Raw genomic sequence first — 20,488 nt, 5'->3', positions numbered from 1 at the left:
TACGCAGGGAACTGAAGGGTCAAGTGAGTCCTCACCAAGGGCCGCCTGGCCGGGCCTTCGCGAACACTCCGATCGGACTCCCGAAGAGTCCCGAAACCGTGGAACCGCTTCTTGCGTCTGCCAGGGACAGAGGCTCCACTGGGGCGGCAGACCGCCCGGTTTCGTCCGTTGGCACGTCGCCGTGGCGGCGCGCCGTAATTGGGTCCCCCTGTCCGGGGGAGTGGCTTCCTTGCCTAGGGCGTCCTTGCCCTCTAGGTACCCTTCCTTGCCGTATCGGCGGTACCGTCTCATCGCAACCTAAGTCACACATCGCGTGGAGCAGACGCTGCTGAGCTGACGAAGACCGTGTCTCGCTTGGCTCAGCCGGGAAGTGGATCGAGCCGTTTGAACCGCTTCCCGTTGCTCACCCTATAGATAGCGAAGGGCGTGCCACTTTTTTAACAATACAAACAAAATCAAAAACTTATACCGTCAAAAAAACTGGCACGGCTTGCCTCGACCGAAAAGTCGGCCGATGGCGGGGTCATCGACGCCAAAAAATGTTGCCATTCGGCGACGCGATTTCGGCACTCTCGAAAAAACAAAGGGTAATCAATGACTTGAGATGTCGCTATCTGGAAACATCACACGCGGGCCAGTCACTCTCGGGCGACACCGGGGCCATCGCCCCGGCCATGAGTCCCGCGGCGGGAGCCGTCAGTCCAGCGGCTTGAGCAGGATCTTGGACTTGCGCGCATGGTTGTAGGCCTCGCGGCGCAGCGGCGGCAGCGCGTCGATGTCGGCCAGGCGGAAGCCATGCTCGAAGAACCAGTGGGCGGTATGGGTGGTCAGGGCGAACAGCGCCCGGATGCCCCGCCGACGGGCACGCCGCTCGATCTCGGCGAGCAGCAGCGCGCCCCGTGCGCCGCCCCGGTAATCGCCGTGCACGGCGACGCAGGCCAGCTCGGCCATGGCCGCGTCGACGAACGGGTGCAGCGCCGCGCAGCCGATGATCATGCCGTCACGCTCGATCACCAGGTAGTCGTCGATCTCATGCTCCAGGCGTTCGCGGGAGCGCGCCACCAGCATGCCGCGTTCCTCCAGCGGGCGCAGCAGCTCGAGCAGCCCGGCGACGTCGCCGAGCTCGGCGGGGCGCAGCTGTTCATAGCGGTGCTGGGTGATCATCGTGCCCACCCCGTCGCGGGTGAACAGCTCGCCGATCAGGGCATCATGGTCGTGCCAGGAAACCAGGTGCGTGCGCGCCACCCCGTGGCGGGCGGCCTCGCAGGCCGCGGCGAGATGGCGGGCCATCTCGCTGCCCGGCGCCGCGGCACGCCGCAGCGAGGTGGCCTCGTCGGGCGTCAGCTGCCGCAGCAGGGCCCCGCTCTCGTCGTGCAGACCCTCGGCCTCGCCGAGCAGGATCAGCTTGTCGGCCTTCAGCGCCACGGCCGCCTGCTGGGCCACCTCCGCGGCGTCGAGATCGAAGACCTCGCCGGTGCTGGAAAACCCCAGCGGCGGCAGGATGACCAGCGAGCCGCGCTCGAGCAGCGCCTCGACGGCGGCGGAACGTACCCGACGCACCTCGCCGCTGTGGTCGAAGTCGATGCCCTCGCGCACGCCCAGCGGCTTGGCCATCACCAGATTGCCGGACACCGCGGTCAGCTCGACGCCGTGCATCGGCGTGTTGGGCAGCCCCAGCGACAGCCGCGCCTCGAGCCACAACCGCTGCTCGGCGGCCACGCGCTCGACACAGCGCATGATCGGGGCGTCGGCGACCCAGCGCCCGTCATGGCGTACCGGCTCGACCCCCGCCTCGGCCAGCGCCGCGCCGACCTGGGGGCGGATGCCGTAGACCACCACCAGCCGCACTCCCAGAGTGTGCAGCAGCGCCAGGTCCTGGATCAGTTGCTCGCCGCGCCCGTTGGCCACCGCCTCGCCCTCGATGAGGATGACGAAGGTTCGGCCGCGATGCGCGTTGATGTAGGGCGAGGAATTGCGGAACCAGTCGACGAAGGGAAAGCGCGTCTGCACGGCCAGGGGAGCTCCGACGGAAGATGAGTGGCAGGAGGTGCGGGCCGCGGGTTGCGGTACGGGCCCGGCCCACGACTATATCAGACGCACGCAGACGGCGGGACTGGTGCGAGGCGTGAGGCGTGAGGCGTGAGGCGTGAGGCGTGAGGCGGAGAGTCGGCGCCAGACGTCGGGGAGGCGACAACGCCTTTCCCCTCCCCCCTGACGCCTCCCCGGGCGAAGCCCGTCAGACGCCGAACATGCCCTTGAGCATGAAGAAGAACAGGATCGACAGCAGCGCGCCGGCCGGCAGCGTGATCAGCCACGACAGCACGATGGTGCTCAGCACGCGCAGGTTGAGCGCCGCCATGCCGCGGGCCAGGCCCACGCCCAGCACCGCACCGACCAGGGTGTGGGTCGTGGAGATCGGCAGGCCGGTCCCCGAGGCCAGCACCACCGTGGTGGCGGCGGCCAGGGTGGCGGCGAAGCCGCGGCTGGGGGTCAGCTCGGTGATGCCGGTGCCCACGGTGGCGATGACCTTGTGGCCGTAGGTCACCAGGCCGACGACGATGCCGCCGCCGCCCAGCACCAGCACCCACCAGGGCAGGGCCGCGGCCCCGCCGATATCGCCATTGGAGCCGACCACGCTGATCACCGCGGCCAGCGGGCCGACGGCGTTGGCGACGTCGTTGGAACCGTGGGCGAAGGCCATGGCACAGGCGGTGAACATCATCAGCACGCCGAACACCCGCTCGACGCTGGAGTAGCCGAAGCTGTCGCCGGCACGCTTCTTCTCGCGGTTGACGCGATTCTCCAGCAGGATGCCCAGCACCATGATCACCACCCCGATGGCCGCGGCGATCAGCAGACTCTGGCCGAAGCTCAGGTCGAGCCCCACGTGGGAGAGCCCCTTGACCAGGGTGACCATGGAAATCACGAAGCCCACCAGGAAGATGTAGGCCGGCACGTAACGCTTGGCGGCGGCGAAAGGATCGCGATTCTCGAAGATCAGTACCTGCACCGAGCGGAACAGCACATAGGCGATGGACCCGGCCAGCAGCGGCGACACCACCCAGCTGGCGGCGATCTGCCCCACCTTGCCCCAGCCGACCGAGTCGACGCCGAGGCCGGCGACGGCGAAACCGACGATCGCCCCGACGATGGAATGGGTGGTGGACACCGGCCAGCCCCGGGCCGAGGCGATCAGCAGCCACAACCCGGCAGCCAGCAGCGAGGCCAGCATGCCGTAGACCAGCAACTCGGGGCTTCCGGTCAGCAGGGAGGGGTCGATGATCCCCTTGCGGATGGTTTCGGTGACCTGGCCGCCGGCCAGCCAGGCGCCCAGGAACTCGAAGACCACCGCGATGATGATCGCCTGTCGGATGGTGATGGCCTTGGAACCGACCGAGGTCCCCATGGCGTTGGCCACGTCGTTGGCACCGACGCCCCAGGCCATGAAGAAACCGAAGACACAGGCGAGAATGATGAATACGTCGCCGTATTGCGCAATGATGGACATAGGCAGGACTGTTCTTGAGTGACGTGTCAAAGCCCGGGGCGAACGCCCGGGCTCAGCGTGCGGTGAGAATCTGCAGACGACTGCCGACGCGTTCGGCGCGATCGGCCAGATCGCCGATCCAGTCGATGATCTTGTAGAGGAACATCACATCCACCGGCGGCAGCTGACTTTCGAGATCGAACAGCTGGCGGCGAATGGTGATTTCCTGATCGTCGGCCTGATGCTCGAGCTCGTGCAGCTCGCGGATCAGGTTCTGCATCAGATCCGACACATTGCGACCGAAACCGGACTCGAGCAGATCCTCGAGTTCCTCCAGCGCCTTGCGCGCCTGATTCACGGTGGCCACCGCCGTGACCAGATACTCGCGCATCGGCACGGCCAGCGACTCGGGTACCTGCATGCGGCGCCCCAGCATGATGCCGGTGATGTCGCGGGCCTTGTTGGCGATCTTGTCCTGCACGCTGATCAGCTCCAGCAGATCGGAGCGCGAGACGGGCAGGAAGAGGGTGTTGGGCAGGTTGAGGCGCAGCTGGGTCTTGAGCACATCGGCCTCGTGCTCGAGGTCGGTGACCGCCTCGCGACACCGGGCTGCCGATTCCCAGTCACCGGCCTGGGCGGCGTCGAAGAACGGCAGCAGCTGAGCGGCACACTCGCTGGTCTTGACGATGTGCGCCAGCAGCGGTTGAAAAGGCGATCGCCCGAACAACGCGGAAAACGGGTTGGATGTCACCATGAAGGCATCATTCGTCGATTGGGTAATGGCGCGCCCAGTATAGTGACTCGCCATCCCAGCGTCATGAAAAATTCATCTTTGCCGAATCATGGAGATAGCACGATGCCGCAGGAAATCGAACTCAAGCTGGCCCTCGGCCCCGGTGCCGCCGAGGCGCTGCCCGCGCACCCGCGGCTGGCCGGGCTCGCCCCCGTGCGCGAGCACCTCGCCAACACCTACTACGATACGCCCGCGGGGGATCTGGAACGCGCCCGGGTGGCCCTGCGCACCCGGCGCACGCCCGACCGCTGGCGGCAGACCCTGAAGACCGCCGGCCAGGGCTCCGGCGGGCTGTCCACCCGTGGCGAGTGGGAGTGGGAGATCCCCGGCCCGGCCCTGGACCGCGAGGGGCTGGCGACGCTGGAACCGATGCAGGCGCTGGGCGAGGAGATACGCCAGGCGCTGGAACCCGGCTTCACCACCGACTTCGAGCGCACGAGCTGGTGGCTGGAGGGCCCCGAGGCCACCATCGAGGTCGCGCTGGACCGCGGCGAGGTCCGCGCCGGCGAGCGCCGCGCGCCCATCGAGGAGCTTGAACTGGAACTCAAGGCGGGGGAGCCAACAGCCCTGTGGCGCCTCGCCGAGGACATCGCCGACACCCTGGCGCTGCGCCCGGCCAATACCAGCAAGGCCGCCCGTGGCGCCGCCCTGCGCGACGGCCGCTGGCCGCTCGAGGATGGCCCGCTGCCCGGTGAGGCGGCGGCGCGCTTCGACCGGGCCATCACCGCCCTCGACGCCCTGGCCGACAGCGGCGAGAAGCGCTTCCTCGGCGTGGCCCGCACGGCACTGCAGAGCCTGGCCGACGATAACTCGCTGCCCGCTGGCCAGCGCGACGCGGCCCGGGAGCTCGCCACGGCACTCGACGCCACGCCCTGGCTGACCCCGGCCTTCGGCCGCCGCAGCCTGGCCCTGCTCGCCGCCCTGCACCGCCGCTGACTCGAGGAGACCCGCGTGCCTTCACTTCGTCCGGCCGGCGTCGGCCTGCGTACCCGGCTGTTCCAGATCATCTTCGAGTCCGACACGCGGCTCGCCAAGGGCTTCGACCTGCTGCTGATCGGCCTGATCCTGGTCAGCGTGGCGGTGGTGATGCTCGACAGCGTGGCCGCCCTGCGCGCGCGTTACGGCGAGCTGTTCCGCCTGCTCGAGTGGGGGTTCACCCTGGCCTTCACCGCAGAGCTGGGGCTGCGCCTGTACTGTCTCGAGCGCCCGCTGCGCTATCTCAGGAGCTTCTACGGGGTCATCGACCTGCTGTCGATCCTGCCCACCTGGCTGAGCCTGCTGATCCCCGGCGCGCAGTCGCTGCTGGTGGTGCGCATCCTGCGCGTCCTGCGCCTGCTGCGGGTGCTGCGGCTGATGGAGTTCCTCGGCGAGGGCACGCTGCTGGTCCAGGCGCTTAGGCGCAGCAGCCGCAAGATCCTGCTGTTCTTCTCCACGGTGCTGATGCTGGTGACCATCTTCGGCTCGCTGATCTACCTGATCGAGCCCGCCGAGGCCGGCTTCACCAGCATTCCCAAGGCGTTGTACTGGGCGATCGTCACCCTGACCACGGTGGGCTACGGCGACATCACGCCGATCACGCCGATCGGCCAGTTCATCTCGGCGATGGTGATGGTGATGGGCTACGCGATCCTCGCCGTGCCCACCGGGGTGTTCTCGGCGGAGATGATCCGCTCGATCCGCGAGCAGCATTACTCCGACGAGGCCTGCCCGGGCTGCGGCCACGAGGGGCACGAGCGCGATGCACGCTACTGCCGGCGCTGCGGCACCTGGCTCGACGAGGAAACCGAGGACCCGCGCCACCACGAACGGGGCCGAGACCACTGAACGTCATTCAGGCCCCGGCATCTTCACCGCCGGGGCCGCCGTTGCGGCGGGCGAGGACTATTCGGTGAAGGGCGTGGTATCGCCGCGGCCTTCGCGGACGATGGTCGGCGGCAACTCGCGCAGGTCGACCACCGTGGTCGGCTCCAGCGAGCAGGCCCCGCCGTCGATGACCAGGTCGAGGTGGGCGCCGAAGCGCTCGCGAATCGCCTCCGGGTCGGTCATCGGCAGTTCCTCGCCGACCGGGATCAGGGTCACGCTCATCAGCGGCTCGCCCAGTGCCTGGAGCAGGGCGTGGGTGATGCGATGGTCGGGCACGCGCACGCCGATCGAGCGCCGCTTGGGATGCAGCAGCAGGCGCGGCACCTCGCTGGTGGCGTTGAGGATGAAGGTGTAGGGTCCGGGCGTGTGACTCTTCAGCAGGCGGAAGACGGCGTTGTCGACCTTGGCGTAGGTGCCGATCTCGGAAAGGTCCGAGCACACCAGGGTGAAGTTGTGCTTGTCGTCCAGCGAACGCAGCCACTTGATCGTCTCGATCGCCTTCTTGTCCCCCAGATGACAGCCCAGGGCATAGCCGGAATCCGTCGGATAGGCGATGACGCCACCGTCGCGGATGATCTTCAGCGCCTGATCGATCAGGCGCTTCTGCGGGTTTTCCGGATGAATCTGGAAGAATTGAGTCATGGCCCCTCCTTGCGGTGGTAATCGGCGCCCCTCGGCACGGGGACGCAGCGGCCGACGACGTCTCGGGCGTCAGCTTGGCACTGCCCGCCCGGCGAAGGCCGCCAGTGACGGATGATGCCACAGCGGCGTGACCGGCGTACGCGGGACGTCGCTCACCGTGCCCGGCGCGAGATGGCCGCCGGGAAAGTGGAAGTCGCTGCCCCGGGACGCCAGCAGGCCGCGCTCGGCGAGCTGGCGGGCCAGGTCGCGGGTCTCGTCGGGGTTCTGGAAGCCACTGAGCAGCTCCGCCCCTTCGCCGCCGGCCGTGGCGAAGTCGTCGAGCAGCAGGCCGCGCTTGCGTCGGGTCAGCTTGTAGCGTAGCGGATGCGCCAGCACCGCGACGCCGCGCGAGGCGCGGATCCAGCCCAGTGCCTCGCCGAGATAGGGCCAGTGCATCTTGACGTCGCCGCGCTTGCCGGCGCCCAGGTAGCGCTTGAAGGCGGCGGCGATATCCGGCACCACACCGGCCTCGACCAGCGCCCGGGCGAAGTCCGGCCGCCCCAGCGGACGCTGCTCGGTCACCCCGGCCCGGGCCCGCGCCAGGGCGTCGTCGAGCCCCACCGCCTCGAGCCGCCGGGCGATCTCGAGATTGCGCGCCTCGCGGGCCTCGGCCTGGGCGGCCAGCCCCTCGCACATGGGCGCCAGTGCGCCCTCGGGCAGATAGCCCAGCACGTGCACGGTGAGGCCCCGCCACTGCACGGACAGCTCGGCGCCGGGCAGCAGGGTCAGGCCCAGCCGCTCGGCGGCCGCCGCGGCTTCGGCCACGCCGGCCACGCTGTCGTGGTCGGTGAGGGCCACGTGGGTCAGCCCGCGCGACCGGCACAGGCTCATCAGCGCCTCGGGCGACAGCGCGCCGTCGGAGGCGGTGGAGTGCATGTGCAGATCGACGCCGGGGGCGGCGAGAGTATCGGGAAGCGGGATCATCGGCATGACGCCGTCGGGCGTCTTTGTCAGAATGGAGTCTCATGTTGCGGCCCCGCACCCCGCGGGTCAACGCCGCGCCCGTCAGGACCCTGCCATGAAACTGCTCTTCGAATTTTTGCCCATCGCGCTGTTCTTCGTGGTCTACCAGCTCAGCGGCGACATCGTGCTGGCCACGCTGGTGCTGATTCCGGCGAGTCTCGCCCAGGTGGGCTTCCAGTGGTGGCGCACCCGCCGGCTCGAGACCATGCAGCTGGTCACCCTGGGGCTGATCGTGGTGCTCGGCGGCGCCACGGTGGTGTTCAAGAACGCCGCCTTCATCCAGTGGAAGCCGACCGTGGTCAACGCCCTGTTCGCGGTGGCCTTCCTGGTGTCACCGTATTTCGGCGGCCAGCCGCTGGTCCAGCGCATGATGGGGCGCGCCATCGCCCTGCCCGCGGCGATCTGGCAGCGCCTCAACCTGGCCTGGGTGGTATTCTTCATCGCCATGGCGGTACTCAACGTCGTGGTCTTCAAGACCTTCGACGAGGCCACCTGGGTCGACTTCAAGCTGTTCGGCATGCTCGGCCTGACCCTGGCGTTCATTCTCGCCCAGGGGGTGTACCTGAGCCGCCATGCCGAGGCCGCGCCCGGCGGTCAGGACCGCTGAGGCGCCCGTCATTCCCAAGGAGACAAGCCAATCATGCTCTACGCCATCCTCAGTGAAGACGTCAAGGACAGCCTGGAAAAGCGCAAGGCCGCCCGCCCCGACCACCTCGCGCGCCTCGAGAAGCTGCGCGACGAAGGCCGCCTGGTGCTGGCCGGCCCGCACCCGGCGGTCGACGCCGAGGACCCGGCCGACGCCGGCTTCACCGGCAGCCTGGTGGTCGCCGAGTTCGACAGCCTCGCCGACGCCCAGGCCTGGGCCGATGCCGATCCATACATGATCGCCGGCGTCTACACCCGGGTCACCGTCAAGCCGTTCAAGAAGGTCCTGCCCTGACCGAGCGACCCCGGCCGGCCGCCCCGGCCGGCCGCCCCGGCCGGCCGTGCCTGACCGGCCGTGCCTGACCGAGATCAGGCTTTGGCGATATCGCCCTTCCCGCCACTGGGCGCCCACCCGCTCCCGCCACTATGCTGACAGTCCCGCCCGCCACCCGCCGGAGACCGTCATGGCCGAAGCCCGTCCCGATGACACGCCCCCCGAAACGCTCGACCTCGGCGACAGCCACGCCGAGCCGCCCCGCCACCCGGTCGCCCCCTTCTCGCCTCTGGCCCTGCCGCCGCTGCCCGGGTACTACACGGCGCGGGCGCTGGACCGGGCCTTCAAGGCCAATCTGGCGCGGGTGACGCTGGGCATCAGCCCCGCGGGGCTGGCCAGCAGTTACGTCGAGTGGCTCAGCCATCTCGTGCTGTCGCCGGGCAAGCAGCTCGAGCTGCAGGAAAAGGCGATGCGCAAGTGGCTGCGCCTGGCGGTCCACACCGGCCAGCTGGCCTCGAAGGGCCCCACCGCGCCCTGCATCGAGCCGCTGTCCCAGGACCACCGCTTCGATGACCCGGCCTGGGGGCAGTGGCCCTACACGCTGATCTATCAGGGCTTCCTGCTCAACCAGCAGTTCTGGCACAACGCCACCACCGACATCGACGGCCTCTCGCCCCACACCGAGCGGGTGGTGTCGTTCATCGCCCGGCAGATGCTCGACCGCTGGTCGCCCTCCAACCTGCCGTGGATCAACCCCGAAATCACCCGTACCACCCTCGAGCAGGGCGGCATGAACCTGGTGCGTGGCTGGCAGAATGCCGTCGAGGATGCCGAGCGCCGCTTCAGCACCCGGCCCCCGGTGGGCGCCGAGGACTTCCGCGTCGGCGAGAACCTGGCGATCACCCCCGGCAAGGTGGTCTATCGCAACCACCTGATCGAGCTGATCCAGTACACCCCGACCACGAAAACCGTGAAGGCCGAACCCGTGCTGTTCGTGCCCGCCTGGATCATGAAGTACTACATCCTCGACCTGTCGTCGGACAACTCGCTGGTGCGCTACCTGGTCGACCAGGGACACACGGTGTTCATGATCTCCTGGCGCAATCCGACCTCGGCGGATCGCGACCTGAGCATGGAGGACTACCGGCGCCTGGGGCCGATGGCCGCGCTGGACGTGATCGGCGCCATCGTGCCCGAGCGGCGTGTGCATGCGGTGGGCTACTGCCTGGGCGGCACCCTGATGTCGATCGCCGCGGCGGCGATGGCCCGCGACGGCGACGAGCGGCTGGCCTCGCTGACCACCCTGGCCACCCAGGTCGACTTCACCGAGGCCGGCGAGCTGATGCTGTTCATCAGCGACAGCGAGGTCGCCTACCTCGAGAACATGATGTGGGACCAGGGCTACCTGGCCGGCGACCAGATGGCCGGCGCCTTCCAGCTGCTGCGCTCCAACGACCTGATCTGGTCGCGGGTGGTGCACGACTACCTGCTCGGCGAGCGCCAGCCGATGAGCGACCTGATGGCCTGGAACGCCGACCTCACCCGCATGCCCTACCGCATGCATTCGGAGTACCTGCGCCGGCTGTTCCTGGGCAACGAACTGGCCGCCGGGCGCTACACGGTGGGCGGCCGGCCGGTGGCGATCAGCGACATCCGTGTGCCGATCTTCGCCGTGGGCACCCGCAAGGACCACGTCGCCCCCTGGCACTCGGTGTACAAGATCCATCTGCTGGGCGATGCCAGCGAGGTCACCTTCCTGCTCACCAGCGGCGGGCACAACGCCGGCATCATCAGCGAACCCGGGCACCCGCACCGGCGCTACCAGATGCACACCTATCGCGACGACGAGCCCTACGTCGACCCGGACACCTGGCGGCAGACCGTCGCCACTCGGGAAGGCTCGTGGTGGCCGGCCTGGCAGGCCTGGCTGGCGGCACGCTCCACCGGTGACGTCGCTCCGCCGACCCTCGGCGCCGAGGGTTATCCACCGCTGGCCGATGCCCCGGGCTGCTACGTCCGTCAGGCCTGATTACCGGGAAACATGATGACTCGATCCACCAAGACCAGCCACCACGCGCTCGCCGAGAACAGCGTTCCCCTCTTCTGGCCGTTCACTGCCGCGGCGACGCTGGCCGAGGAGGAGTGGCGACTGTTCAATGACAACCTCAAGTTCCTCGCCGAGACCGCGGCGATCGATCACGGCCCGCCGCCGGAGTTCGTCACGCCGAATCGCCCGCGCCTGGTGTTGCACACCCTGACGCTGCGCGACTTCTCGCCCGACGAGGCCGACGCGGACGAGACGCCCACCCTGGTCATCGCTCCCTACGCCGGCCACCACGCCACCATCGCCGACTACCAACCTGGCCAGAGCCTGGTCGAGACGCTGCTGGACAGCGGCCTGTCGCGAGTGCTGGTGACCGACTGGCACAGCGCCACGCCGGCAATGAAGGACTACGACATCGACATCTACCTGGCCGAACTCAACGTCTGCATCGACGAGCTGGGCGGCCGGGTCAATCTGGTCGGGCTGTGCCAGGGTGGCTGGATGGCGGCGATGTACGCCGCCCGCTACCCGTCCCGCGTCGCTACCCTGGTGCTGGCCGGTTCGCCGATCGACACCGCCGCCGGCGACGGCCCCATCAAGCGCATGGTCGAACAGCTGCCGCTCGCCTTCTACGAGCATCTGGTGGCGCTCGGCGACGGGCTGATGCGCGGCGAGTTCATGCTCCAGGGCTGGAAGAACATGCACCCGGACAGGCAGTACATCGACAAGTACCTGGAGCTCTACGAGCACATCGAGGACCCCGTCTACCTGGCCAAGCAGGAGGCCTTCTCGCGCTGGTATGAAAATCCGCTCGATCTGCCCGGGCGCTGGTACCTGCAGGCGATCACCGAGCTGTTCAAGGAAAACCGCCTGGCCCGCGGCCGCTTCGTCGGGCTGGGCCGACGCCTGGCGCTCGCCGACGTCACCTGCCCCGCCTACCTGCTGGCCGGCGAGGAAGACGACATCACCACCCGCGAGCAGGTGTTCGCCGCCGAGACCCTGCTCGGCAGCGCCCCCGGCGCGGTGACCCGGGCACTCGCCCCGGGCGGCCACATCGGCCTGTTCATGGGTCACCGCACGCTCAGCGAGTACTGGCCGCCGATCGCCCGCTGGATCGCCGCCGGCGGCACCTCATGAGCCGTCGCCTGACGGCGCTCGCCCTGCAGGGCGGCGGCGCGCTGGGTGCCTATGAGTTCGGCGTCCTCAAGGCGCTCCACGAACGTCAGGACTTCCGGCTGGACGCCGTCTCGGGCGTGTCGATCGGCGCCATTACCGCAGCGGTGCTGGTGGGCGCCCGTGGCGAGCCGATCACCACGCTGCAGGCAATGTGGGACCAGCTGTCGTTGACCCCGGCGCCGCTGGTGCCCGACACGCTCCAGGCCAACCAGGGCCTGTTCGGCAACCCGGCCATGTATCGGCTCGATCCTGCCTGGCTGACCGCGCCCTGGCTCGCCACCCACGTCTATGACACCACACCACTACGCGAGTCGTTGGCACGCTGGATCGACCTGGAGCGCCTGAACGCCAGTCGTATCCGGGTGACCGTCACCGCGGTGGACGTGGAAAGCGGCGAGCTCGTCGAGTTCGACAACCGCCACGGCCTGATGCTGGAACATATCCTGGCCAGCGCCAGCCTGCCGCCCGGCTTCCCGGCGACACGGCTCCACGGCCATGGCTACTGGGACGGTGGCCTGGTTTCCAATACCCCGCTGCGCTCGGCGATCGATGCCCTCGAATCACTGGCGCCCGGCGATGCCGAGGTACAGCGCGAGCTGATCGTCATCGATGCCTTCCGCCAACGAGCCCCGGCGCCCGAACAGTTCCTCGACGTCGTGGAGCGCGCGTTCGAGATCAACTTCGCCAGCAAGCTCAAGCTGGACCTGAAGCTGCTGCGCCGGATCAACGACCTGATCGAGCTCGTCGAGGAGATGGAAGCCGCCCTGCCCGCGGACAGCCCGCTACGCCGGCGCTCCGCCTATCGCCGCCTGCTCGCCTACCGTCATATCGACCGGCTGTGGGTGATCGGCAATCATGATGCCAATGACGGCGGCGGGCCGGCCGACTTCTCTCCCGGAGCGATCCAGCGGCGCATCGCCAATGGCTATCGCGACGGCCGCCAGGCCCGAAGGCCCACGGCGTCGTCCCGCCGGCCCCGCCGAGCTGAATAGCCGCGACGGTCAGTCGGTTCTCGCTGCTCGTCCACAGCCGGCGTTCATGCACAGGAGCTGTGGAAAACTCTGTGAAAACCCCGCGGACGGGTGTCGACAGCCCATGACGTTCGCCGCCTGGCTTCGATCGGGTAAAATTTGACCAATCGATTGCCACGTCACCGGAGTTTCCGCTTGTCTTCATCCCCGGATGCCACGTCCCTGCCGCCGCTGGCGGCACTGGACGCCCCCGCCCTGGAGTGGCGCCACGACGCCGGCGAGGCGGCCGCGCCGCACTCGCTGGCCTTCGACGACGTCTACTTCTCGCGTCAGGACGGCCGCGCCGAGACCGAGCACGTCTTCATCCGCGCCAACCGGCTGCCCGAGCGCCTGGCCGCCTGGCAGGAACGCCGCCCCTTCGTGATCGGCGAGACCGGCTTCGGCACCGGCCTCAACATGCTCTGCGCCTGGGCCTGCTTCCGCGAGCACGCCGCCCCCGGCGCCCGGCTGCATCTCGTCTCCACCGAGTGTTTCCCGCTCGCCCGCGACGACCTGGCCCGCGCCTTGGCTGCCTGGCCCGATCTCGCGCCGCTGGCCGCCCGGCTGATCGCCCAGTGGCCCGAGCCGGTGCCCGGCGTGCACCGGCTGTGGCTGGACGCGCGCGTCGTGCTCGACCTGCACTTCGGCGACAGTGCCGCGGCGCTTGCCCAGCTCGACGGGCGGGTGGACGCCTGGTTTCTGGATGGCTTCGCGCCCAGCAAGAACCCCGAAATGTGGCACCCGGCGCTGTTCACCGCCATGGCCGCGGCCAGCCGCCCGGGGGCGAGCGTGGCCACCTTCACCTGCGCGGGGGTGGTCAAGCGCGGCCTCGAGGCCGCGGGCTTCGCCTGGCGCAAGGCGCCCGGGTTCGGCCGCAAGCGCGAGATGCTCGTCGCCGAGCTGGCCGACCCGCCGGTGGATGACGCCCGTCGGGCCACACCCTGGTTCCAGCCTCCCGGCCCCCGGAAGGCCGAGCACGTGGCGGTGATCGGCGCGGGGTTGGCGGGCGCCGGTGTCGCCCACGCCCTGGCCCGGCGCGGCGTGGCGGTGACATTGATCGACCGCGAGGGGCCGGCCGCCGGCGCCTCCGGCAATCGCCAGGGCGCGCTCTACGTCAAGCTCGCCGCCGAGACCAATCGGCAGAGCCGCTTCTATCTCGCCGGGCTGCTGCACACCCGGCGCTGGCTCGCCGCCCTCGATCCCGACCGAACCCTGTGGCAGGACTGCGGCGTGCTGCAGCGCGCCACCGGCGAGCGCGAGACACGGCGTCAGCGGCGCTTTCTCGACAACCATCCGCTGCCCGGGGCGGTGGTCACGGGGCTCGATGCCGAAGCCGCCAGCCGGGCCATCGGCTGGCCGCTGGAGACGGGCGGGCTGGACTATCCACAGGCGGGCTGGGTGGACCCGGCGGCGCTGTGCCGGCGGCTGGCCGACACGCCGGGCATCGCCTTCCGTCACGGCGAGGTGGCGACGCTGAACGCCGCGGATGACGGCTGGTCGCTGGGGTTCGCCGACGGCACCACTCTCGCGGCCGATCAGGTGGTGATCGCCACCGCCGCCGAGGGCACACGCCTGGCCCAGACCGCCGACCTGCCGTTGCAGGCGATTCGCGGCCAGGTCACCCACCTGACGCTGCCCGCGTCGGCACCGCGACCGCGCCAGGTGGTGTGTGCCGGCGGCTACCTGCCGCCGCCCGTGGGCGACGCCCTGACCTTCGGTGCCACCTTTCACCCCAACGTGACCGACACGGCCGTGCGCGAGGCCGACCACGCCGCCAACCTGGCCGAACTGGAGCGCACCCTGCCGGGCTATGTCGCGGCGCTGCGCGTGGCCGGGATCGATCTCGACCCGGCGCGGCTGGAAGGCCGCGCGGCGGTGCGCGCCGCCAGCCCCGACAAGACGCCCTATGCCGGGCCGGTGCCCGATGCCGCGGCCTGGCGCCGCGACTATGCCGCATTGAGCAAGGATGCCCGGCGCCGGGTGCCGGAGACGCCCGGGCGGCATCATCCGGGGCTGTGGATCAGCGCCGCCCACGGCTCGCGGGGGCTGGCCAGCACGCCGCTGTGCGCCGAGCTGATCGCCTCGCGGATCTGCGACGAGCCGCTGCCGCTGCCCCGGGTACTGGCCGATCACCTGCATCCCGGGCGGCGGCTGATCGCCGAGCTGATTCGTGGCGCGGCCCGCTGAGACGGGCCGCCGGGACGGGCGTGACGTCTACTGCATGAACCAGCCGTGGCTGACCACGATCGACTGGCCGGTCAAGGCATTGGAGGGGAAGGTCGCCAGGTAGAGCGCCGTCTCGGCGACGTCCTCGACGGTGGTGAACTCCTTGTCGACGGTGTCCTTGAGGAACACCTTCTCGACCACCTCGTCCTCGCTCATGCCGTGCTCGCGGGCCTGGTCGGGGATCTGCTTCTCCACCAGCGGGGTCTTCACATAGCCGGGGCAGATGGTGTTGGCGCGGATGCCGTACTCGGCGCCTTCCTTGGCCATGGTGCGGCACAGGCCCAGCAGGCCGTGCTTGGCGGTGACATAGGGCGACTTCATCGCCGAGGCCTCGTGGGAGTGCACCGAGCCCATGTAGATCAGGCAGCCGCCGCTGTCCTGGGTCATCATCTGGCGGAAGGCCGCCCGGGTCGACAGGAAGCTGCCGTCGAGCTGGATATTGGTGACCTTCTTCCAGTTGTCGTAGGACAGCTTGTGGATCGGCTCGACATGCTGCGAGCCGGCGTTGGCCACCATCACGTCGAGCCGCCCGTAGGCGTCGATCGCCTCCTTGAAGGCGGCCTCGACCTGCGCCTCGTCGGTGACGTCGGCGCCCACTCCCAGCGCCACGCCGCCCCGCTCGGACAGCTCGCGCGCGGTCGCCCGGGCCGCCTCGCGATCGAGATCGAGGATCACCACCCGGGCGCCCTGCTCGGCGAACAGCGTGGCGATCTGCTTGCCGATGCCGCTGGCGGCGCCGGTGATCAGGGCGACCTGATTCTGGAGTCGGTTCTGCGCGGGATGCGATGACATGCTGGTTTTCCTCCTCGGTTGATCCATCGGGACGCGGTCGGCCGCGTCACTCGAACGGCACATCGGTCAGGTCCTCGAGGTGGCCGTCCAGATTGCTGCGATAGCTGCAGACGTTGGCACCGATCTCGTCGCTGACCGGATCGCGCTGACAGGGGCAGATCGCAAGCGCTCCCTTCATGTCATGATACCCCGCACGCCAGCGCTCCATGATAGTCGAATAGGAGAAGTCGATATCCTTCTGCGCGGTCTCCGCCTCGCGGGCCGGTGCCAGCAGCCGCACGATGTTGACCGGCGACTGTCGGGCGAGTCCCAGCAGCGCGGCGACCTCGTCGTCATCGCGGGCGGCGTCGGGCAGATGCTTGCCCAGCTTGCGCAGCGCCTCGCGCAGCCGGTTGATCTCCTTGAGAAAGTGCAGATTGTGGCCGGCTCGGGTGGCGTACTGGATATCCTTCTCGCGATGCATGGCATCGCTGATGGTCTCGGGTACCGGGCCACGCGGGCTCCACAGGTCGATCACGTAGCAGTTGACCGCCATGTCGGTGCCCGGCCGTTCGCTCTCGAGCACGTAGTCGATCGGCGTGTTGGAACACAGGCCGCCGTCCCAGTAGGCCTCGCCGTCGACCCAGACCGGCGGGAAGGCCGGCGGCAGCGCGCCGCTGGCCATCACGTGGCGGGCCGAGAGCGGCTCGTCGTGACTGTCGAAGTAGCGCATCGTGCCGCGGCTGATGTTGACCGCACCGACGCTCAGCCGCTTGCCGTCCTGAAGGTTGCGGGTACCGAGCCGCTCGAAGTCGACCAGCGTCTCCAGGGTCCGCTCGAGCGGGGCGACGTCGTAGAAGCTCGGCGGCGTGCCCCACCAGTTGTGGGTCAGCGGGAGCTCCCAGAGCGGACGCGGATGAAAGAATCCCGGCACACCGGTGGTCAGCGCCAGGAACTTGGCCAACTCGGTCTCGTAGTGCTCGAGCGCCGCGCCGCGGCTCGACGACGGCTGGGCGACACGGGTCCAGAAGTCCTCCAGCCGGGCGAGCACGTCGCGACGGTGGTTGCCGGCGATCAGCGCGGCGTTGATGGCCCCGATCGAGGTGCCCACCACCCAGTCGGGCTCGATGTCGGCTTCGCTGAGCGCCTGATAGACACCCGCCTGATAGGCCCCCAGGGCACCACCGCCCTGCAGGACCAGGATGTTCATGGGTCGTGCCATTTCACCCCCTGCAGCCCTTGGCGAGAGACTCTCGGCTCGAGAGACACCTCGAATCGACCCCGCGACTCGCGATGCGTTCCGTCACGGCGACGGTTTCTGCCCTTCACTCTAGGAAGTCGTGTATTGCGCTGCAACATGCAAGCCCGGTGCCGGGCCCGGCCTTCCCGCGTGATTGGCGTCAAGACCGCGGGGGCGCGGCTGGGGTAGAGTCGCCCCATGCACACGCCCATTGCTCGTCGTTCCTGTCCGCTTTCCCGCCACCGGCCGCGCACGAGCCGGGACGTGTGGCGCCTCGTCCGGGTCGGCCTCACCCTGCTTCTCCTTGCCGGCTGCGGCGAGGCGACACCGGGTGTGCCCGGCACCCTGGAATGGGATCGCATCACCCGGGTGGCGGAAGTCTCGGAGCCCGTGCAGCGCTGGCTGGTGACGGAAGGCGAGCGGGTGACGGCCGGCCAGCCACTGCTGACGCTGGACCCGCGGCGCCTGGACGCCCGCCTGGCGCAGGCCCGCGGTCAGCTCGACGAGGCGCGTGCCGCCCTGGCGGAAGCCCGGCAGGGCCCGCGCCGCGAGACGATCGCCGCGGCCCGGGCGGATCTCGCCCGCGCCAGGGCCGCACAGACACTGGCCGAGAGCGACTATCAGCGCAGTCAGCGCCTGTTCCAGCGCCGGGCGCTGGCCTCGGCCGAGCTGGATCAGGCGCTGGCGCTACGCGACCAGCGCCGGGCCGAGGCCGACGCCCTTGCCGCCCGGCTCGAGGAGCTGCTCCGCGGCGAGCGGCCGGAACGCATCGCCGCCGCCGCCGCCGCGGTGGACGCCGCGCAGGCTCATGTCGACGACATGCAGATCGACCGTGACCGCCTAGTGGTCACCGCGCCCCGCGACGGCCGGGTCGACGACCTGCCCTTTCGCCCCGGCGACCAGCCGCCGGCGGGCGCCCCCCTGGTCAGCCTGCTGGTGGGCGAGGCCCCCTACGCGCGCTTCTACGTGCCCGCCGACCGGCGCGCGACGCTCGCCGTGGGCGACCCGGTCACGGTGCACGTCACGGGCATCGCGCGCCCCTTCGCCGCCCGCGTGGAGCGCCTGGCCCGCGAGCCGGCCTTCACGCCCTACTATGCCCTGGCGGGCGACGACGCCAGCCGCCTGGTCTACCTTGCCCGGGCGCGCCTGACCGATACGGCGGCAGAGCGGCTGGTGGCGGGCCTGCCGGTCCGCGTGGAGCTCGACGGTGAGCGCTGAGACGGTGATCCGCACCCGCGGCCTGAGCAAGCGCTTCGGCGCGACCCTGGCCGTCGACGATCTATCGCTGGAGGTGACGCGCGGCGAGGTCTACGGCTTCCTGGGGCCCAACGGTTCCGGCAAGTCGACCACGCTGCGCATGCTCTGCGGCCTGCTGACCCCCAGTGCCGGCGAGATCACGGTCCTCGGCCACGCCCTGCCCGGTGCGGCGGAACGGCTCAAGCGAGAGCTGGGCTACATGACCCAGCGCTTTGCGCTGTATCGCGACCTGACGGTGCTCGAGAACCTGCGCTTCCTGGCGGCGCTGCACGACCTGCCGACGGCGGGCCTCGGACGGCGTCTCGATGCCCTGATGGCACGCTACACGCTGGGCGAGCTGCGCCACCGCCTGGCCGGCACCCTGAGCGGCGGCCAGCAGCAGCGCCTGGCGCTGGCCGCCACGGTCATGCACGCCCCGGCGCTGCTGCTGCTCGACGAGCCCACCAGCGCCGTCGACCCGCAGTCGCGGCGCGACTTCTGGGAGGCGCTGTTCGAGCTGGCCGACGCCGGCACCACGCTGCTGGTCTCGACCCATTACATGGACGAGGCGGAACGCTGCACGCGGCTGGCGATTCTCGATCACGGCCGCCTGGTCGCCGACGGCAGCCCCCGGGCGCTGATGGAGGCCCTGCCGGAAAGCCCGCTGCGCGTGGTCACCGACCGGCCGCGCCAGGCCCAGCAACGGCTGCTGGCACTGCCCGAGGTGATCGCGGTGGCGCAGATCGGCACCGCCCTGCGCGTGCTGGTGGTGCCCGGCACCGCCCCCGAGACCCTGACCCGGGCGCTGAAGCAGGCCGGCCTGAGCGCGAGCGCCCGGGCCGACACGCCGAGCCTCGAGGACGTGTTCGTCGCCGCCACCCGCCGCGCACCGGCCACTGGGGCGGCGCCGTGAGCCTGCGCCGCCTTCTCGCAGTGATCGTCAAGGAGCTGCGCCAGCTGCGCCGCGACCGGCTGACCTTCGCGATGATCGTGGGGATTCCGGTGATGCAGCTGATTCTGTTCGGCTACGCCATCAACCTCGATGTGCGCGGGCTGGATGCGGCGGTCGTCGATCAGGCCGGCACGGCCCACTCCCGCGAAATCATCGACGCGATCGGCGCCAGCCAGGTGCTCGACCTGCGCTACCGGGTCGCCACGCCCCGGGCCGCCGAGGCGCTGCTGCGCGCGGGGCGCATCAGCGCCGCCCTGGTGGTGCCCGCCGATCTCGAGGTGCGCCTGGCCCGCGGCGACCGGCCGGCGCTGCAGCTGGTGGTGGACGGGGCCGACCAGGTGGTGCAGGCCGCCGCCCGCCAGCTGGCCCGTTTCCCGGTGGCCGGCGACGCCGGCTGGACGCGGCGGGTCGATCCCGTGGAAGTGGTCAACTACTACAATCCGGAACGGCGGGCGCCGATCAACACCGTGCCGGGGCTGATCGGCGTCATCCTGACCATGACGCTGGTGATGTTCACCGCCATCGCCCTGGTCCGCGAGCGCGAGAACGGCAACCTGGAACTGCTGATCGCCACGCCCCTGTCACGCTGGGAACTGACCCTGGGCAAGGTCGTGCCCTTCATCGCCATCGGTCTCGTGCAGGTCACCCTGGTGCTGCTGCTCGGCGGCGTGCTGTTCGCGGTGCCGATCCGCGGCTCGCTGGGCGATCTCTACCTGGCGGCGCTGGTGTTCATCGTCGCCAACCTGGCGCTGGGCATCTTCCTGTCGACGCTGGCGCGCAGCCAGTTCCAGGCCATGCAGCTGGCGGTGTTCACCTTCCTGCCGCAGATACTGCTCTCGGGCTTCATGTTCCCCTTCGCCGGCATGCCCCGGGCGGCCCGCTGGGTAGCCGAGCTGCTGCCGCTGACCCACTTCCTGCGGCTGATTCGCGGCATCATGCTGCGCGGCGCCGGCCTCGCCGAACTGTGGCCGTCGCTGGCGGCGCTCGGCGTGTTCACCCTGCTGATGCTGGGGCTGACCGTGTCACGGCTGCGCAAGCGGCTGGATTGAACGGCAGCCGGCAAGGAGCGAGGGTCGGTCTGGTGGCGGGAGCGACGTCAGTCGCGATGTCTTGTCCCCGGGCCACCA

General features: G+C 69.8%; 18 protein-coding genes. 11 read left to right on the top strand and 7 right to left on the bottom strand.

Features of this window, described 5'->3' with window-relative positions:
* Positions 1-696 precede the first annotated feature (696 nt).
* The 3 genes from argA to G7A98_RS11290 all read right to left on the bottom strand — a co-directional run bounded on the left by argA (position 697) and on the right by G7A98_RS11290 (position 4,241).
* On the bottom strand, positions 697-2,010 hold the full coding sequence (gene argA, locus G7A98_RS11300; protein WP_163649779.1) for an amino-acid N-acetyltransferase: 1,314 nt from the start codon (positions 2,008-2,010) through the stop codon (positions 697-699).
* Positions 2,011-2,236: 226 nt separating this feature from the next.
* A complete protein-coding gene (locus G7A98_RS11295) occupies positions 2,237-3,508 on the bottom strand; it encodes an inorganic phosphate transporter (protein ID WP_163649778.1) in 1,272 nt (423 codons plus the stop codon).
* A gap of 52 nt (positions 3,509-3,560) precedes the next feature.
* Complete coding sequence (locus G7A98_RS11290; RefSeq protein WP_163649777.1) at positions 3,561-4,241, bottom strand: TIGR00153 family protein; 681 nt, start codon at positions 4,239-4,241, stop codon at positions 3,561-3,563.
* A 102-nt stretch (positions 4,242-4,343) separates the two neighbouring features.
* Between G7A98_RS11290 and G7A98_RS11285 the strand changes: the two genes are divergently transcribed.
* Positions 4,344-5,216 (top strand): CYTH domain-containing protein, encoded by an 873-nt coding sequence (locus tag G7A98_RS11285; protein WP_163649776.1) that lies wholly within the window; start codon positions 4,344-4,346, stop codon positions 5,214-5,216.
* 15 nt (positions 5,217-5,231) lie between these two features.
* Positions 5,232-6,104 (top strand): ion transporter, encoded by an 873-nt coding sequence (locus G7A98_RS11280; RefSeq protein ID WP_163649775.1) that lies wholly within the window; start codon positions 5,232-5,234, stop codon positions 6,102-6,104.
* A gap of 57 nt (positions 6,105-6,161) precedes the next feature.
* Here the strand turns inward: G7A98_RS11280 and G7A98_RS11275 are convergent, their stop codons facing one another.
* Both G7A98_RS11275 and G7A98_RS11270 read right to left on the bottom strand, forming a co-directional pair.
* Positions 6,162-6,785, bottom strand: coding sequence for an L-threonylcarbamoyladenylate synthase (locus G7A98_RS11275; protein WP_163649774.1), 624 nt, complete (start codon positions 6,783-6,785; stop codon positions 6,162-6,164).
* Between the two features lie 69 nt (positions 6,786-6,854).
* Positions 6,855-7,748, bottom strand: a complete 894-nt coding sequence (locus G7A98_RS11270; RefSeq protein ID WP_163649773.1) for a PHP domain-containing protein — start codon at positions 7,746-7,748, stop codon at positions 6,855-6,857.
* A gap of 94 nt (positions 7,749-7,842) precedes the next feature.
* Here G7A98_RS11270 and G7A98_RS11265 point away from each other — a divergent pair, with 94 nt between their 5' ends.
* The 6 genes from G7A98_RS11265 to mnmC all read left to right on the top strand — a co-directional run bounded on the left by G7A98_RS11265 (position 7,843) and on the right by mnmC (position 15,123).
* Positions 7,843-8,394: a septation protein A gene (locus G7A98_RS11265; RefSeq protein ID WP_163649772.1), complete on the top strand. Its 552-nt coding sequence runs from the start codon at positions 7,843-7,845 to the stop codon at positions 8,392-8,394.
* 33 nt (positions 8,395-8,427) lie between these two features.
* Positions 8,428-8,727 carry a YciI family protein gene (locus tag G7A98_RS11260; protein ID WP_163649771.1) on the top strand — a complete coding sequence of 100 codons (300 nt, stop codon included), beginning with the start codon at positions 8,428-8,430 and terminating at the stop codon, positions 8,725-8,727.
* A gap of 169 nt (positions 8,728-8,896) precedes the next feature.
* Positions 8,897-10,735 (top strand): alpha/beta fold hydrolase, encoded by a 1,839-nt coding sequence (locus G7A98_RS11255; RefSeq protein WP_163649770.1) that lies wholly within the window; start codon positions 8,897-8,899, stop codon positions 10,733-10,735.
* Between the two features lie 12 nt (positions 10,736-10,747).
* Positions 10,748-11,887: an alpha/beta fold hydrolase gene (locus G7A98_RS11250; RefSeq protein ID WP_205596261.1), complete on the top strand. Its 1,140-nt coding sequence runs from the start codon at positions 10,748-10,750 to the stop codon at positions 11,885-11,887.
* Positions 11,884-12,918, top strand: a complete 1,035-nt coding sequence (locus G7A98_RS11245; RefSeq protein ID WP_163649769.1) for a patatin-like phospholipase family protein — start codon at positions 11,884-11,886, stop codon at positions 12,916-12,918. Before G7A98_RS11250 ends, G7A98_RS11245 begins: the two co-directional genes overlap by 4 nt.
* Before the next feature lie 174 nt (positions 12,919-13,092).
* The gene (mnmC, locus tag G7A98_RS11240; protein WP_163649768.1) at positions 13,093-15,123 is read left to right on the top strand and encodes a bifunctional tRNA (5-methylaminomethyl-2-thiouridine)(34)-methyltransferase MnmD/FAD-dependent 5-carboxymethylaminomethyl-2-thiouridine(34) oxidoreductase MnmC; all 2,031 of its coding nucleotides are present in this window, start codon (positions 13,093-13,095) and stop codon (positions 15,121-15,123) included.
* Between the two features lie 27 nt (positions 15,124-15,150).
* On the opposite strand, the gene G7A98_RS11235 is transcribed toward mnmC, so the two are convergent.
* Both G7A98_RS11235 and G7A98_RS11230 read right to left on the bottom strand, forming a co-directional pair.
* Complete coding sequence (locus G7A98_RS11235) at positions 15,151-15,954, bottom strand: 3-hydroxybutyrate dehydrogenase (protein ID WP_163649767.1); 804 nt, start codon at positions 15,952-15,954, stop codon at positions 15,151-15,153.
* 46 nt (positions 15,955-16,000) lie between these two features.
* Entirely contained in the window at positions 16,001-17,155 is a 1,155-nt protein-coding gene (locus G7A98_RS11230; protein WP_163649766.1) for a patatin-like phospholipase family protein, read from the bottom strand.
* A gap of 282 nt (positions 17,156-17,437) precedes the next feature.
* Here G7A98_RS11230 and G7A98_RS11225 point away from each other — a divergent pair, with 282 nt between their 5' ends.
* The 3 genes from G7A98_RS11225 to G7A98_RS11215 are packed head-to-tail and all read left to right on the top strand — an operon-like array spanning position 17,438 to position 20,410.
* Positions 17,438-18,391 (top strand): HlyD family efflux transporter periplasmic adaptor subunit, encoded by a 954-nt coding sequence (locus G7A98_RS11225; protein ID WP_205596260.1) that lies wholly within the window; start codon positions 17,438-17,440, stop codon positions 18,389-18,391.
* Complete coding sequence (locus tag G7A98_RS11220; RefSeq protein ID WP_205596259.1) at positions 18,381-19,322, top strand: ABC transporter ATP-binding protein; 942 nt, start codon at positions 18,381-18,383, stop codon at positions 19,320-19,322. The genes G7A98_RS11225 and G7A98_RS11220 overlap by 11 nt, the downstream gene beginning before the upstream one ends.
* Positions 19,319-20,410 (top strand): ABC transporter permease, encoded by a 1,092-nt coding sequence (locus G7A98_RS11215; RefSeq protein WP_163649764.1) that lies wholly within the window; start codon positions 19,319-19,321, stop codon positions 20,408-20,410. Before G7A98_RS11220 ends, G7A98_RS11215 begins: the two co-directional genes overlap by 4 nt.
* Positions 20,411-20,488 lie beyond the last annotated feature (78 nt).

It is taken from the genome of Modicisalibacter sp. 'Wilcox' (assembly GCF_010993675.1).
GTDB lineage: Bacteria > Pseudomonadota > Gammaproteobacteria > Pseudomonadales > Halomonadaceae > Modicisalibacter > Modicisalibacter tunisiensis.
The sequence above is the reverse complement of the archived record's forward strand: the minus strand, read 5'-3'. Positions and strand labels throughout refer to the sequence as shown.

What these genes read in the sequence shown, in the direction of transcription:
- G7A98_RS11295 (WP_163649778.1), bottom strand. Translation starts at nt 3,508, where the DNA reads ATGTCCATCATTGCGCAATACGGCGACGTATTCATCATTCTCGCCTGT.
- G7A98_RS11290 (WP_163649777.1), bottom strand. Translation starts at nt 4,241, where the DNA reads ATGGTGACATCCAACCCGTTTTCCGCGTTGTTCGGGCGATCGCCTTTT.
- G7A98_RS11285 (WP_163649776.1), top strand. Translation starts at nt 4,344, where the DNA reads ATGCCGCAGGAAATCGAACTCAAGCTGGCCCTCGGCCCCGGTGCCGCC.
- G7A98_RS11275 (WP_163649774.1), bottom strand. Translation starts at nt 6,785, where the DNA reads ATGACTCAATTCTTCCAGATTCATCCGGAAAACCCGCAGAAGCGCCTG.
- G7A98_RS11270 (WP_163649773.1), bottom strand. Translation starts at nt 7,748, where the DNA reads ATGATCCCGCTTCCCGATACTCTCGCCGCCCCCGGCGTCGATCTGCAC.
- G7A98_RS11265 (WP_163649772.1), top strand. Translation starts at nt 7,843, where the DNA reads ATGAAACTGCTCTTCGAATTTTTGCCCATCGCGCTGTTCTTCGTGGTC.
- G7A98_RS11260 (WP_163649771.1), top strand. Translation starts at nt 8,428, where the DNA reads ATGCTCTACGCCATCCTCAGTGAAGACGTCAAGGACAGCCTGGAAAAG.
- G7A98_RS11255 (WP_163649770.1), top strand. Translation starts at nt 8,897, where the DNA reads ATGGCCGAAGCCCGTCCCGATGACACGCCCCCCGAAACGCTCGACCTC.
- G7A98_RS11250 (WP_205596261.1), top strand. Translation starts at nt 10,748, where the DNA reads ATGATGACTCGATCCACCAAGACCAGCCACCACGCGCTCGCCGAGAAC.
- G7A98_RS11245 (WP_163649769.1), top strand. Translation starts at nt 11,884, where the DNA reads ATGAGCCGTCGCCTGACGGCGCTCGCCCTGCAGGGCGGCGGCGCGCTG.
- G7A98_RS11235 (WP_163649767.1), bottom strand. Translation starts at nt 15,954, where the DNA reads ATGTCATCGCATCCCGCGCAGAACCGACTCCAGAATCAGGTCGCCCTG.
- G7A98_RS11230 (WP_163649766.1), bottom strand. Translation starts at nt 17,155, where the DNA reads ATGGCACGACCCATGAACATCCTGGTCCTGCAGGGCGGTGGTGCCCTG.